Annotated in this window: 18 protein-coding genes; 6 read left to right on the plus strand and 12 right to left on the minus strand. The window is 66.3% G+C overall.

Features of this window, described 5'->3' with window-relative positions; translation table 11 throughout:
- Positions 1–20: 20 nt before the first annotated feature.
- From ocd to gcvA, 3 genes are all read right to left on the minus strand, one after another.
- Positions 21–1,091 carry an ornithine cyclodeaminase gene (gene ocd, locus C7401_RS26985; RefSeq protein WP_112174487.1) on the minus strand — a complete coding sequence of 357 codons (1,071 nt, stop codon included), beginning with the start codon at positions 1,089–1,091 and terminating at the stop codon, positions 21–23.
- A 160-nt stretch (positions 1,092–1,251) separates the two neighbouring features.
- A complete protein-coding gene (locus tag C7401_RS26990) occupies positions 1,252–1,683 on the minus strand; it encodes an Lrp/AsnC family transcriptional regulator (protein WP_112174488.1) in 432 nt (143 codons plus the stop codon).
- 197 nt (positions 1,684–1,880) lie between these two features.
- Positions 1,881–2,816 (minus strand): transcriptional regulator GcvA, encoded by a 936-nt coding sequence (gcvA, locus tag C7401_RS26995; RefSeq protein ID WP_112174489.1) that lies wholly within the window; start codon positions 2,814–2,816, stop codon positions 1,881–1,883.
- Between the two features lie 146 nt (positions 2,817–2,962).
- On the opposite strand from gcvA, the gene C7401_RS27000 reads away from it, so the two are divergent.
- From C7401_RS27000 to C7401_RS27015, 4 genes are read left to right on the plus strand one after another with little or no spacing between them, the layout of a single operon-like run.
- Entirely contained in the window at positions 2,963–3,754 is a 792-nt protein-coding gene (locus tag C7401_RS27000; protein ID WP_112174490.1) for an SDR family NAD(P)-dependent oxidoreductase, read from the plus strand.
- Between the two features lie 44 nt (positions 3,755–3,798).
- Positions 3,799–4,080: a hypothetical protein gene (locus tag C7401_RS27005; RefSeq protein WP_112174491.1), complete on the plus strand. Its 282-nt coding sequence runs from the start codon at positions 3,799–3,801 to the stop codon at positions 4,078–4,080.
- A gap of 36 nt (positions 4,081–4,116) precedes the next feature.
- Positions 4,117–4,461: a carboxymuconolactone decarboxylase family protein gene (locus C7401_RS27010; protein ID WP_112174492.1), complete on the plus strand. Its 345-nt coding sequence runs from the start codon at positions 4,117–4,119 to the stop codon at positions 4,459–4,461.
- Between the two features lie 55 nt (positions 4,462–4,516).
- On the plus strand, positions 4,517–5,554 hold the full coding sequence (locus C7401_RS27015; RefSeq protein ID WP_112174493.1) for an alcohol dehydrogenase: 1,038 nt from the start codon (positions 4,517–4,519) through the stop codon (positions 5,552–5,554).
- 32 nt (positions 5,555–5,586) lie between these two features.
- Here the strand turns inward: C7401_RS27015 and C7401_RS44505 are convergent, their stop codons facing one another.
- The gene (locus C7401_RS44505; protein WP_146758001.1) at positions 5,587–5,823 is read right to left on the minus strand and encodes a hypothetical protein; all 237 of its coding nucleotides are present in this window, start codon (positions 5,821–5,823) and stop codon (positions 5,587–5,589) included.
- A gap of 111 nt (positions 5,824–5,934) precedes the next feature.
- A complete protein-coding gene (locus C7401_RS27020; RefSeq protein WP_112174494.1) occupies positions 5,935–6,225 on the minus strand; it encodes a hypothetical protein in 291 nt (96 codons plus the stop codon).
- 170 nt (positions 6,226–6,395) lie between these two features.
- On the opposite strand from C7401_RS27020, the gene C7401_RS27025 reads away from it, so the two are divergent.
- Positions 6,396–6,788, plus strand: coding sequence for a DUF3175 domain-containing protein (locus C7401_RS27025; RefSeq protein ID WP_112174495.1), 393 nt, complete (start codon positions 6,396–6,398; stop codon positions 6,786–6,788).
- A gap of 9 nt (positions 6,789–6,797) precedes the next feature.
- Here C7401_RS27025 and C7401_RS27030 read toward each other — a convergent pair whose 3' ends face one another.
- From C7401_RS27030 to C7401_RS27040, 3 genes are all read right to left on the minus strand, one after another.
- On the minus strand, positions 6,798–7,109 hold the full coding sequence (locus C7401_RS27030) for a high-potential iron-sulfur protein (RefSeq protein ID WP_112174496.1): 312 nt from the start codon (positions 7,107–7,109) through the stop codon (positions 6,798–6,800).
- 184 nt (positions 7,110–7,293) lie between these two features.
- Positions 7,294–8,307: a zinc-dependent alcohol dehydrogenase family protein gene (locus tag C7401_RS27035; protein WP_112174497.1), complete on the minus strand. Its 1,014-nt coding sequence runs from the start codon at positions 8,305–8,307 to the stop codon at positions 7,294–7,296.
- The gene (locus C7401_RS27040) at positions 8,304–8,825 is read right to left on the minus strand and encodes an SRPBCC family protein (protein ID WP_112174498.1); all 522 of its coding nucleotides are present in this window, start codon (positions 8,823–8,825) and stop codon (positions 8,304–8,306) included. Before C7401_RS27040 ends, C7401_RS27035 begins: the two co-directional genes overlap by 4 nt.
- Before the next feature lie 115 nt (positions 8,826–8,940).
- Between C7401_RS27040 and C7401_RS27045 the strand changes: the two genes are divergently transcribed.
- The gene (locus C7401_RS27045; RefSeq protein ID WP_112174499.1) at positions 8,941–9,843 is read left to right on the plus strand and encodes a LysR family transcriptional regulator; all 903 of its coding nucleotides are present in this window, start codon (positions 8,941–8,943) and stop codon (positions 9,841–9,843) included.
- Positions 9,844–9,874: 31 nt separating this feature from the next.
- Here C7401_RS27045 and C7401_RS27050 read toward each other — a convergent pair whose 3' ends face one another.
- From C7401_RS27050 to C7401_RS27065, 4 genes are all read right to left on the minus strand, one after another.
- Positions 9,875–10,291: a type II toxin-antitoxin system VapC family toxin gene (locus C7401_RS27050; RefSeq protein ID WP_112174500.1), complete on the minus strand. Its 417-nt coding sequence runs from the start codon at positions 10,289–10,291 to the stop codon at positions 9,875–9,877.
- Complete coding sequence (locus C7401_RS27055; protein WP_112174539.1) at positions 10,278–10,511, minus strand: FitA-like ribbon-helix-helix domain-containing protein; 234 nt, start codon at positions 10,509–10,511, stop codon at positions 10,278–10,280. The genes C7401_RS27050 and C7401_RS27055 overlap by 14 nt, the downstream gene beginning before the upstream one ends.
- Before the next feature lie 160 nt (positions 10,512–10,671).
- Positions 10,672–11,109, minus strand: coding sequence for a hypothetical protein (locus C7401_RS27060; protein ID WP_146758002.1), 438 nt, complete (start codon positions 11,107–11,109; stop codon positions 10,672–10,674).
- A 145-nt stretch (positions 11,110–11,254) separates the two neighbouring features.
- Positions 11,255–12,163 carry a LysR family transcriptional regulator gene (locus tag C7401_RS27065; RefSeq protein ID WP_112174502.1) on the minus strand — a complete coding sequence of 303 codons (909 nt, stop codon included), beginning with the start codon at positions 12,161–12,163 and terminating at the stop codon, positions 11,255–11,257.
- Positions 12,164–12,227: the final 64 nt, after the last annotated feature.

Here is a 12,227-nt window from a genome sequence, read left to right on the forward strand (position 1 = left end):
AACCAAACCGGACGATACGATCAGGCCACCGAATCCACCGGTTCCACCTGAGCGAGGGAACTCGCGCGGGCCGCCGGTTCACTGATCAACGCAAAGAGATTCTTGGGGTCTTCGGCGGGCGGAATCAGCGCAATCTCGCTGCCCTCGCCGTGCTCCAGTTCGAGCGCATACAGATAGCGCAGCGCGGAATAATCCTCCAGCGCGAAGCCCACCGAATCGAATACCGTGACCTGCGCCGCATGCTCGCGGCCCGCCGCCTCGCCTTGCAGCACGCGCCAGAACTCGGTCACCGGAAAGTCGGCGGGCATTTGCTGGATCTCGCCTTCAATGCGGCTCTGCGGCTCGTATTCGACAATCACGCGCGCCATGCGCAGCACGTCCGCGTGCAGTTCGGTCTTGCCGGGGCAATCGCCGCCCACCGCGTTCAGGTGCATGCCCGGCTCGATCATCTCCGGCGTGATGATCGTGGCGTACGCCTTGTCGGCCGTGACCGTCGTGACGATGTCGGCGCCGCGCACCGCCTGCGCGGTCGAGTCCGCGCGCACGACATTCAGGCGCGGGAATGCTGCCAGGTTGCGCACGAGTTTGTCGGTCGCCTTCGCGTCAATGTCGAACACGCGAATCTCCTCGATGCCCAGCAGCGCATGGAACGCCACGGCCTGGAATTCGCTTTGCGCACCGTTGCCGATCAGCGCCATCGTGCGCGCATTCGCGCGCGCCAGATGCTTCGCGGCCAGCACCGAAGTCGCCGCCGTGCGCAGCGCCGTGGTGAGCGTAAGTTCCGCGAGCAGCAACGGGTAGCCCGTGGCGACGTCGCCGAGCGCGCCGAACGCCATGACCGTGTGCAACCCGCGCAGCGCGTTGACCGGGTGGCCGTTCACGTACTTGAAGGCGAATCGCTGCGCGTCCGCCACGGGCATGAGTTCGATCACGCCCTCGCGCGAATGGCACGCGACGCGCGGCGATTTGTCGAAATCGGCCCAGCGCCGGTAGTCGGATTCCAGCACGTCGACGAGTTCGCTCAGGAAGCGGCGCACGCCAATTCGCGCGATCAGACGGCGGGTGGCGGGAACGTCGAGAAAGCGGGTCATGAAATGTCTCCTGATGGATGCGCGGCGTTACGCCACGTGATAAGGAGATTATTTCGGTGAAGCGCGCCAGCCAGAAGAGAGCAAAGCTGGCAAAACGCACAGCAAATGTGGCACTTTGCCCGCTTGCGCTGGCACGTTGACAACCCGGCGCGACGCTCGCTCAGGCCTTGTGCGTGGAGAGAAGGATGCTGGTCTCGCTGTTGCCGATGCCGTCGATCAGGCGGATCGCACCGAGCACGCGATCGAAATGTTCGAGCGAATCGGCCTGGAGTTCCGCGATCAGGTCCCAGCGCCCGTTCGTGCTGTAGATGGTCGAAACGTTCGGGTAGCCGCGCAGCGCCTTCACCACTTCGGCGGCGCGATTACCCTCTACCGCGATCGACATCAGCGCGCGGATGCGATGCTTCTCCGCCGCGGGCTTCACCTTGATCGTGTAGCCGACGATCACGCCGTTTTCCTCCAGCCGCGCAATGCGGTTCTGCACCGTTGCGCGCGCGACCCGCAGTTGCTTCGCGAGCGCGACGACCGAGGTGCGCGCGTTGTCGCGCAGGAGCGCGATGAGTTGGCGATCGACGTCGTCGAGGGTAATCATGTCGAATGTCCTGCGTGTTTTGCCAAAACGCTGGCTGAAACGCTTGCCGTAATGCTTGTCGAAACCCGCGACTATGCAGGCAATGCCCGGCGCGCGCCATTCGTGTTAGTCAGAATGTGCAACCCGATGGGCATTTTGCCTGGATTATCGGCATTCCGCCGGCTTTCCGGTCGATGCCCGGCATCGAGCCTGTAGGGCTAGCTCCCGTTGCCCCGTTTGCGCGCGTCCTTGCGCGCCTCGCTCACGAGCCAGTCGCGAAACGCGGCGAGTCGCGGCAGGCTCGCGCACTCGGGCCGGTACACCACGTAGTACGCGAGCGCCGAAGTGAACGTCACGTCCGGAAAGAGGCGCACGAGGCGGCCGGCCGCGAGATCGTCGCGCGCCAGCACGCTGCGCGCGAGCGCCACGCCGTGCCCGTCTATCGCGGCCTGAAGCACGGCGGCCGAGTTGTTGATTTTCATGCCGCGGCTGGCCGCCGCGCCGCGCGCGCCCACGCTCCCGAACCAGGCGTCCCACGACGCGAAGCCCGCGTGGCTATCAACCGAAAGATCGTGAATGAGCGTCGCGCGGGCCAGCTCGCGCGGCGTGCGCCATTTCCCCGCGCGGCGCATGGCGGGCGAGCATACCGGGTAGACCTCCTCGTCCATGAGCTTGAGCGCCGTGAGGCCCGGCCACGCGCCCGCGCCATAACGCACGCCGATATCGACCCCCTGCGCGACGAAGTCCACCAGCTTCAGGCTCGTGTCGAGCCGCACATCGGTGTCGGGCCACGCGGCCTGAAAGCCGTCGATGCGCGGCAGCAGCCATTTGGCGGCGAACGCGGGGCTGACCGTGACCGTGAGCACGCCGTTTGCCGCGCCTTCCTTGAGCCGTTCGAGCCCGAGGCTCAGACGGTCGAAGCCCGCGCGAATATCGGGCAGCGCGCGCTCGGCCACTTCGGTGGCGACGAGCCGCGCCCGGCCGCCGGTGCCGCGCACGAACAGCGGCGTGCCGAGCCAGTCCTCCAGGCTGCGCACGAGCTGCCCGACGGCCGCGGGCGTAACGTTCAGTTCGGCCGCCGCCGCGGAAAAGCTTTGATGGCGGGCACTCGCCTCGAAGGCGCGCATGGCGTTCAGATAGACCGGGGTCGTCATGATCTAAAGATTTTCTATCAACCGCAGACAGAATATCTGATTTGTGGACGCGGCGGCATGCGCACAGAATGGGCATCAATCAATGACGCAAATCCAACGCATTTTCCGCGGTCTTTGTCCCCTTTCAGCCTCTCCGAGGAGTCGTCATGAGCCAAAGTTTTTCTTTTGATTTTTCGTCCAGGGTCGCCATCATCACGGGCGGCGGTTCCGGCATCGGCAAGGAAGTCGCCGCGCGGCTCGTGAAGGCGGGCGCGCGCGTGGTGATCGGCGGGCGCGATGCGGCGAAGCTGCGCGAGGCGGCCGCCGAGATCGACGCCACGGCCGCGAACGTGCGCTTTCACGCGGGCGACATCGCCCTGCCCGCCACCGCGACCGCGCTGGTCGCTCTGGCAACCGAGGCGTTCGGCGGCGTGGACATTCTCATCAACAACGCCGGCATTTTCCGGCCCAAGGCCTTCCTCGACGTGACCGAGGCCGAGTACGACGGCTTTCTCGACACGATCCTCAAGGGCAAGTTCTTCATGGCGCAAGCGGCCGCGAAGGCCATGCAACAGCGCGGCGGCGGCGCGATCGTGCAGACGGGCTCGCTCTGGGCGCTCCAGGCCATCGGTGCGACGCCTTCCGCGGCCTACTCCGCAGCCAATGCCGGCGTGCACGCGCTCACACGCAATCTCGCCATCGAACTCGCTTCGTCGAACATCCGTATCAATACGGTTGCGCCGGGCGTGGTGGAAACGCCGGTCTATCGCACCTTCATGACGGAGGACGAAGTCAAGGCGACGCTGCCGTCGTTCAACGCGTTCCACCCGCTGGGGCGCAACGGCCAGCCCGCCGATGTCGCCGACGCCATGCTGTTCCTCGCCTCGCCCCACGCCTCGTGGATCACCGGCACTGTGCTGCCCGTGGACGGCGGCGTGATGGCCGGGCGCCACGCCTGAAACCTGCCTCACTTTTCGACCCCGCCACATACCGGAACCCGATCATGGTCTATCTGCAAATCACCCTGAAAATCGCCGCCGCCAACCGTGCCGCCGCCGCAGGCGTTTATCGCCAATACAAAGCGCCGTTCCTCGCAACGATCGCAGGCGCGAAGTCGAAGGAACTGCTCGTGCGTGACGAGGACGTGCAGGTGCTGCACGGCTTCGAAAGCGCCGCGCATGCGCAGTCCTATCTCGCCAGCGCGTTGTTCACGGCCGATGTCGTCGGCGCGCTCAAACCGCTGCTGGAAGATGCGCCGAATGTGCGCATCTACGAAGCCGCCTGAAGCCGCTGCACGCCTAACCCAACCGGACACACGACGATGATGCAAGACTGGAACCTCTACCGCGACGCGCTGCTCGCGCGCGTGGGCGAATACGCGCAGATCACCCCGGACGTCATGCGCGGCCTGATGACGATCGACGGCGCAGCCGCGAAAACGGGCAAGCTCGAACCGAAGATGCATGAACTGATCGCCCTGGCGGTGGCCGTGACCACGCGCTGCGACGGCTGCATCGCCGTGCATGTGAAGAAGGCGGTCGAGCATGGCGCGACGGTGGAGGAAATCTCCGAAGCATTGGGCGTGGCGATCGCGCTCAATGCGGGCGCGGCGCTCACGTATTCGGCGCGCGTGCTCGACGCGCACGCCGCATTGCCGAAAGCCTGATCGCGCGACCTTTCCCCCACGAGCACGCCATCGATATCGTCAGGACTCCTGCATCATGAAAACCACGTATCGCGCCATGCAGGTCACGCGCCCCGGCGTGCTCGAACTGGTGGAACGTCCCGTGCCCGCGCCCGGCCCCGGCGAAGTGCTGATCGAGGTCGAAGCATGCGGCGTATGCGGCGCGGACGCCGCCGATATCGAACAGGCGGACCCCGCACTGGCCTCGCCGCGCGTGCCGGGTCACGAAGTTGTGGGACGCATCGCGGCAATGGGTGCAGATACGCCGCCCCTGTGGCGCGTGGGGCAGCGCGTGGGCGTAGGACGCCTGGGCGGCCACTGCAACGCTTGCGACGCGTGCCGTCGCGGCCAGTTTCAACTCTGCCGCCAGCAGCCATTCGTGGGCGCGACCTGCGACGGCGGCTACGCGGAAATGATGCTGGCGCGCAGCACCGGGCTCGTGGCGATCCCCGCCGAACTGAACGCCGAAGAGGCCGCGCCGATCCTGTGCGCCGGCATCGCCACATTCAACGCGCTCAGGAAATGCGGCGCCGACGCGGGCGATGTCGTCGCCGTGTTCGGGATCGGCGGACTGGGGCATATGGCGCTCCAGTACGCGCGCCGCATGGGCTTCGAAGTCGTCGCCATTGGCCGGGGCGACGATATCGCCGCCGACGCGCTCGCGCTCGGGGCACATCACTATCTCGACACGGCCCGCGACGACGCAGCGGCGCGCCTCACGCAGATGGGTGGCGCACAGGCCATCGTCGCCACCGCGGGCGACGCGGCGAGCGTCGGCGCGCTCATGCGCGGACTCGCGCCGCAAGGACGCATGATGCTGCTGGGCGCGGGAAAAGATCCGTTGGCGGTGGCCGCCGGGCCGCTCGTCGTGGGCGAGCAAAGCGTAGTGGGCTCGCTCACCGGCTCGCCCTGGGAGAACGAAAAGACGCTGCGCTTTAGCGTGCTGAGCGGCGCGCGCCCGATGATCGAAACGCTGCCGTTCGAGCGCGCCAACGAAGCCTGGCTGAAGATGAAATCCGGCGAGGCGAGGTTCCGCATGGTGCTCACGATGACGCATCCGGCCACCGACGCGTGATCGAAGCGGGCTAAGGCTTTCTTTTTACCGGCTCACTGCCGCGTCCCGCTGGCCGGTCCCGGCTGCGCGGTTTGCGGCGACGCCGACGCCACGCCGTTCGATATCTGCCCGCTCGTGCTGCTCTGGGTCTGCGGGTGCTCGCCTTCGTTCACGCGCTTGCACGCCGCAGCGCCCTGCGTGAGCACGAGCGCGCCGAGCACCCACAGCGCGTAGCGCCGTGCGGCTCGCTGTGCACCTCGCGGTGCATCTCGTTTCGCAGTGCTCTTCATCTGATCCCTCCCTCGTGTGCGCCGATTGCAATTGCGCACGCGCTGCTTGTAATTATTTAACCCCACCTCCAATGAGGCTTAATGGCACGATGGTCGCTGCCTCTATTCGTCCTACTCGTGGTAAGCGGCCATCACGATCCACATGTCGCGTTCGCCATTGCTCACTTCGGCGGCCAGCGCATAGGCGTCCTGCGGGCTGCATGCGTTTTGCAGCGCCTTGCGTGCCTGTTCGGTGTTGTCGTAGTTGCGCCGCTTAAGCGGGCGCACCTCCTCGCGGCCCTCGAACATCTTCTGGTCCTTTCGGTAGATCAGGACCTCCTTTTTCCATTCGCGGAAGCATTCACAGACGTGCTGGAAATCGCCCCCGCACACGTTCACCTCGAAGCGTGGAGTTGATGTCATGATCGATTTCCTCCTTGCCGGTTGCGCGCTCGCACGGGGCACCTTCTTCAAACCTTGTACGTGCACGCCTGAGTAGACGCATCAGGCGTGCCGGGTCCATCAGGCCACCGGACAGCGCAGCAGCGGCACCGCGTTTGCGCAGCGAAGGGAAATCGTCAGGAGTGAAGCGCATGAGCACGAGAGGGCACCCTTCCACACGGCGCAAAGGCGGCCGCCCGGCGCGGCAACGTCACGCGTATGCGAGCGCCGCCAAAGCTCACACGAAAGCTCGGCACGCAAAACGTGGCGCGACGACCCGCTGGTCGCAACGCGTGACGCAAACGAGCGACGCCATGGACATCGAAGCGGGCGTGTTCAGGAGCTACAGCGCCGAGGCGATTGCGCAGTCGCTCAAAGCGTCGGCACTGCGCAGCCGCCGCCGCAAGGGCACGCCGTTTCAGTCGGCCATGTCGATGCTGAACTTCTATATCAATCGCGCAGGCAAAAACCTGCCGAGGTCGCGCCGCGACACGCTCGTGAAGGCAAAAGGGAAACTGCGCGAAGCGTTCGGGCGCAAGCCCTGAACGCGCGCGTCAAGCTTTCTTGACGTAAGCGTTGCACCAGCCCTTGGCGTCGACCAGCTTGCCGCCATAGGTCGCGCACGGACCGTTGGGCGCACCGGGCTTGCCCTGAAAAAGCTGGCAGTTGGCACAGGTTTGACCCGCCTGGAAGCGCGGGAATTTCGCCTTGTCGACTTTGCTGGCGTCGGTCTTGTAGCCGAGCGCCACGGCGGTGGGATCGCTTTCCGAGAGAACCGGCGCATCGGCGCGCGCTTCGGAGGAAAGCGCGGCTGACGAGGCAACGGAAGCGGCGAGGATCATGAAACGACGACGGGAAAGCGGCATGATGGGGGCTCCTGAGCAGGGGATGTACCCGGCTCTTGTCGTTATCGGTTTTGCCGTACGCGCTTCATTTATATCATCTCGTGAGGCGTTGTAAATGCGTGGATGCGCGAAGCCTCGCCTATCATTTCGAAATGCTTATTAATTACAAAACGAGAAAAGCGGCGCTCCACGAGCGCCGCCAGGCTCACCACGCCACGCAAACCTTGCCGAAGTGCGCACCGGCTTGCTGATGGCGGAAGGCATCTGCAAGCTCGTCGAACGCGAACGTGCGGTCGAGCACGGGACGAATGCCCGCATGATCGAGCGCGGCGACATAGTCCTGCTGCTGACGCCGGCTGCCGACGATCAGGCCTTGCAGGCGCGCCTGTTTCGCCATGAGCACCGAAGTCGGCACGGTGCCCTCGCGCCCGGTGAGCACGCCGATCAGCGCGATGTGGCCGCCCACGCGCACCGCGTCGATCGACTGCGCGAGCGTGCCCGGCCCGCCCACTTCGATCACGTGATCCACGCCCTTGCCGCCCGTGATGTCGCGCACGAGCGCGCCCCACTGCTCGTGCTGCCGGTAGTTGACGACATGATCGGCGCCCAGCGCCTTCGCCCGCGCGAGCTTCTCATCGGATGACGACGTGACGATGACCGACGCGCCCATCATCCGCGCGATCTGCACGGCCGCGATCGACACGCCGCCCGTGCCGAGCGTGAGCACCGTGTCGCCGGCCTTGAGGCCGCCGTCCGCCACCAGCGCGCGCCACGCGGTCAGGCCCGCGGTGGTGATGGTGGCCGCTTCGGCATGCGTCCAGCCGCGCGGCGCAAGCGTGAAGGCGCTCGCGGGCCGCACCGCGTGCAAGGTCGCGTAACCGTCCGCGCCATCACCGGGCGTTTGCGCGAAGTTGCCCACGGCCTGCCACGGCAGGCCGTCCGGCCATTGCGGAAAGAAGCAGGACACCACGTGATCGCCGCGCTTGAACCCGGTCACGCCCGCGCCGACCGCCGACACCACGCCCGCGCCGTCGGACATCAGCACGCGAGCGTCGGCCGTGGGGATCGCGCCGTTGGCGACCAGCAGATCGTGAAAATTGAGCGACGTGGCATGCAGCTCGACGCGGATTTCGCCCGCGCCGGGCGCGCCGGGCTCGGCGATGTCGAGAATCTCGATGCGGTCGAGCCCGCCCGGCGCACGCACCACGGCGGCCTTCATTGCCGTGCTCCCTGGGCCTGGCGCGCGGCGTCGACGAGCCCGTCTAGCCAGTCCTGGTGCCCGTTGATCATCGGGTTGGGGCGCGTTTTCGCGAGTTGCCGGGCGGGCTTGCCCTTCTGCGATTCCTGCGTGAGCACGCGCACGCGGCCGCCGGAAAGGTCTTCGATGAGCCACGCATGAATCACGTCGAGGCGCGTTTCGGCGTCGCCTTCGGCCCAGCCGTGCCACGCCACACGCGCGGGCTGTCCGGCAGCGGGCGGCACATACTCGGTCACCTCCGATTCGACGGGAAAGCCGAAGGTCTTGAACTGAAAGCGCGCGCCGGCGCTGAGTTCGGGCCCTTTGCCGTCGTGAAAGCGCACATCGGACGCGTTGTCGTAGTAGCTCGGCCACACCGTCGCCTTGTTCAGGAGCGGCCAGATATCGGCGGTGCTCAGGCCCGCGACGATGACTTCGTTGGAGCAGAAGTTGTCGGTCGTGCCGGGCAGATAGTCTTCGGGCCAGAAAATCTCGTTCATGTTCGTTACCTTTCGATGCGGTCGGATTGGGTGGACACGAGAAATCATGCGCGCCAGGCTGAAATAACGCCAATCGAGGTTTATTATTTCAGCCATAAACCTTGGTGATATCAGGATGCTCGATCTAAACCTCTTGAGGGCGCTGGACGCCCTGCTCGACGAGCGCAACGTCACGCGCGCGGCGCAGCGCCTCTCGCTCACGCAGCCCGCCGTGAGCGCGATGCTCACGCGCCTGCGTGAGAGTTTCGACGATCCGCTGTTCGTGCGCTCGCAACGTGGCATCGTGCCGACCGAGCGCGCGCTGCAACTGGCCGCGCCGCTCAAGCAGGTGTTGAGCGACATCGAGCAGATGCTGCAAGCGCCGGCCTTCGAGCCGCGCGAGGCCGAGCTGACGCTCACCATCGCCTCGACCGACTACGCGCTGCGCGCCGTGGTCGTGCCCTTTCTCGCGCGGCTGCGCCAGGAGGCGCCCGGCATCCGCGCGGTGATCGTGCCGGTGCAGCACGAGCGCCTGCAAGCGCAACTCGAAAGCGGCGACGTGGATATGGCCCTGATCACTCCGGAGACGACGCCCGCCGACCTGCACGCGCGGCGCCTGTTCGACGAGCGCTATGTTTGCGTGATGCGCGCGGACCACCCCGCCGCCGCCCGGCGGCTCACGCTGGAGCGCTTTTGCGCGCTCGATCATGCGCTGGTGTCGTATGCGGGCGGCAGCCTGAGCGGCGTGACGGACGAAGCGCTGGCGCGCATCGGGCGAGCGCGACGCGTGACGGTTTCGGTGAACAGCTTTCTCGTGCTGCCCGACATCCTGCTCACGAGCGACCTGATCGCCGTGGTGCCGTCGCGGCTCGCGCAGGGCGTGCAGGGGCTCGCAGTCGTCGAACCGCCGCTGGAGGTGCCGGGGTTCACCAAGACGCTCGCCTGGCACGAGCGCACGCATCGCACGCCGGGGCAGCGCTGGGTGCGCGCGTTGTTGTTCGGGACGTGCGAGGGGTTGGCCGCAGAGGCGCAAGTGTGACGATGGACGGCCGTGGCGCGCTGCCCCACACCTACTCGAAAGGATTCAGAAGCCGCACGCCCGTACCGGAGAAGTCGTCCACATTGCGCGTGACGACGGTCAGATCGTGGATCAAGGCCGTGGCCGCAATGAGCTTGTCCAATGCATGCTCAGGATGTGGCACGCGAAGACGGCCCCACACCTGGCTGACCTCCTCCTCGACGGGCAGCACGCAATGTCCGTACTCGCGCAGAATCGCGCCCAGCCAGGTTTCGAGGATCGCGGCCTGCTCCGTGTCCCCCCTGTGCCGGATCAACTCGACGCCGCGCCGGAGCTCCGCAATCGTGACAACGGAAAGATAGAGTTCGCTGTCGTTGCGCGCGATTTCGCGGAAAAACGACCGCACGCCTTTGTTGGCGCGCTCGCGTTTGCGGACCTCGCTGATGACGTTCGTATCAACCAAATACACGCGGAGCGTCTCCGTCGTCGATCCGGTCGAAATCCGAGTCCTCGCCAACCTCGGGCATGCTCTGTAGCACCTCCACGAAGCTCTTGCGCTTCGGCGTACGCAACGCCTTTGCCAGAATGTCCCGATGCTCCGCCTCCGCGCTGCGGCCATGCGCGGCAGCACGTTCACGAAGACTTTGCACGAGACTTTCGTCGACGTTGCGGACCAGTAAATTTGCCATCGCCAGGCTCCTCAAATACCTGCTATCAATGATAGCATCGAGGACCGGAAGTGCAAGCATTGCTATCACGAGTTGCGTGTGCAGTGCCGCTGGGATTGCGCCTCATCAACTTCCCCCAACGCCACCGGCGACTGCGCCACGGCGACGCGCGAAAAAGCGATCAGCAGGACGGACTGCCGTTGGCCGTGCAGAATGCCGCGGGCGCGCCCGCGATGAGCGGAATGGGCGAGACAGGTATGGGCGGCGGCGGGGGAATCGTCACCGCACCGCACCAGGACGTGGGGCTGCGCCCCGCGCTCGGCAGGCAGGGCGCGATGCGCTCGTGGAGTTCCTCGGCGGCGCGCTCGTTGCGCTCGCGGGTGTCGAGCGCCGGGCGGAGTTGTCCGTCGAGCCACAAGGCGAAAGCCATCACGCAGCCTGTCGCGACCGCCAGCAAAATGAGTTCCGTCTTATGCCTTCTCAACCGGCGCAGCTTCGCAAGCCCGCTCGCGGCATGCGCGCCCGCCGCGTCCGCCTGCACGGGCACACGCCCTGCGAGAGCCGCTTCTACCCCTGTGGCGGCCCGGACTGCCGCCCCTTCGATGATTCTCGTTGCCACGTTCCCTTCGTCTTGCTCGTGTGATTGCGCTTGCGCCCGCTTCGAGGCATACGGGTTAACGGCAAGGCCGGGCAATACGAAAGGGGTGGGAACCAAATTTTTTCGCCACGGCAGTCGGCCGTAGCCGTGGTCTCGGCACCCCGGCTCAGCCGCGCGCGCCGCTTCGCTGGGCGAAGGCGAACACCGTCTGCCGGAAGCGTTCCACCGCCGGGCTCTGCGCGGCGGGCTTCGTCACGAGGTGCAGCGGCGCGCGAAACGCGTCGTCGCCGGCCACGCGGCAGTAGCGCACGCTCTCCTGCTGGTAGCGCCGCATGGAAGCGGGCACGAGCGTCACGCCGCCGCCCGCCGCCACGAGATTGATCGCCGTGACCATGCGCGGCACCTCGTCGACCACGCGCAGCTGAACGCCCTGCGCCTCGCACGCGCGCACGAAATCGGCGTACATGCCGGGCGCCCCCGGCCGCCGCACGAAAATGAACGGTTCGCCCGCGAGACGCTTGAGCGACACTGCACGCGCGCCCGCCAGCCGGTGGCCGACCGGCAACACGAGCAGCATGTGCTCCTGCGCGATCAGTTCGAAGCGCAGCTCCGTGGGCGTGTCGATCGGCTTGCGCAGGATCGCGACATCGACACTCCCGTTCAGCATCATCTCGATGATCTCGGCCGCGTTGATCTCGCTGAGTTCGATCGCGATGTCGGGATGCCCGTCACGAAACGCGCGGATCACGGCGGGCGCGAGCGGATGAAACGCGGCCGAACTCGTGAGCGCCACATGGAGCGTGCCCACCTGCCCGAGCGCCACGCGCCGCGCGTGCGTCACACCCTGCTCCAGCGTGCGCAGAAGGTTGCGCGCGCAAGCAGCGAAGGCCTCGCCGGGCGCGGTGAGTTCCACGCCGCGCGGCTGGCGCGTGAAAAGCGCGAAGCCGAGTTCCTGTTCGAGTTCCTGGATCTGCTGCGAAAGCGGCGGCTGCTGCATATGCAAGCGCGCGGCAGCGCGGGTGAACTGGCGCTCCTCGCACACCGCGAGAAAGTAGCGCAGGTGACGCAGCTCCATACGAAAGCTCCGGTATAGGTTATGGATATGGCAACCCCATCCGATATGTATTTTACATTTGCCG

The sequence above is a fragment of the Paraburkholderia unamae genome (genome assembly GCF_003268775.1).
In the GTDB taxonomy this organism is placed as follows: Bacteria; Pseudomonadota; Gammaproteobacteria; order Burkholderiales; family Burkholderiaceae; genus Paraburkholderia; species Paraburkholderia unamae.

Coding starts and splice junctions, on each gene's coding strand:
- C7401_RS27045 (WP_112174499.1), top strand. CDS start 8,941: ATGCTCGATCTAAACCTCTTGAGGGCGCTGGACGCCCTGCTCGACGAG.
- C7401_RS27005 (WP_112174491.1), top strand. CDS start 3,799: ATGGTCTATCTGCAAATCACCCTGAAAATCGCCGCCGCCAACCGTGCC.
- C7401_RS27020 (WP_112174494.1), bottom strand. CDS start 6,225: ATGACATCAACTCCACGCTTCGAGGTGAACGTGTGCGGGGGCGATTTC.
- C7401_RS27010 (WP_112174492.1), top strand. CDS start 4,117: ATGATGCAAGACTGGAACCTCTACCGCGACGCGCTGCTCGCGCGCGTG.
- C7401_RS44505 (WP_146758001.1), bottom strand. CDS start 5,823: ATGAAGAGCACTGCGAAACGAGATGCACCGCGAGGTGCACAGCGAGCC.
- C7401_RS26990 (WP_112174488.1), bottom strand. CDS start 1,683: ATGATTACCCTCGACGACGTCGATCGCCAACTCATCGCGCTCCTGCGC.
- C7401_RS27040 (WP_112174498.1), bottom strand. CDS start 8,825: ATGAACGAGATTTTCTGGCCCGAAGACTATCTGCCCGGCACGACCGAC.
- ocd (WP_112174487.1), bottom strand. CDS start 1,091: ATGACCCGCTTTCTCGACGTTCCCGCCACCCGCCGTCTGATCGCGCGA.
- C7401_RS27030 (WP_112174496.1), bottom strand. CDS start 7,109: ATGCCGCTTTCCCGTCGTCGTTTCATGATCCTCGCCGCTTCCGTTGCC.
- C7401_RS27000 (WP_112174490.1), top strand. CDS start 2,963: ATGAGCCAAAGTTTTTCTTTTGATTTTTCGTCCAGGGTCGCCATCATC.
- C7401_RS27035 (WP_112174497.1), bottom strand. CDS start 8,307: ATGAAGGCCGCCGTGGTGCGTGCGCCGGGCGGGCTCGACCGCATCGAG.
- gcvA (WP_112174489.1), bottom strand. CDS start 2,816: ATGACGACCCCGGTCTATCTGAACGCCATGCGCGCCTTCGAGGCGAGT.
- C7401_RS27015 (WP_112174493.1), top strand. CDS start 4,517: ATGAAAACCACGTATCGCGCCATGCAGGTCACGCGCCCCGGCGTGCTC.
- C7401_RS27065 (WP_112174502.1), bottom strand. CDS start 12,163: ATGGAGCTGCGTCACCTGCGCTACTTTCTCGCGGTGTGCGAGGAGCGC.
- C7401_RS27025 (WP_112174495.1), top strand. CDS start 6,396: ATGAGCACGAGAGGGCACCCTTCCACACGGCGCAAAGGCGGCCGCCCG.
- C7401_RS27055 (WP_112174539.1), bottom strand. CDS start 10,511: ATGGCAAATTTACTGGTCCGCAACGTCGACGAAAGTCTCGTGCAAAGT.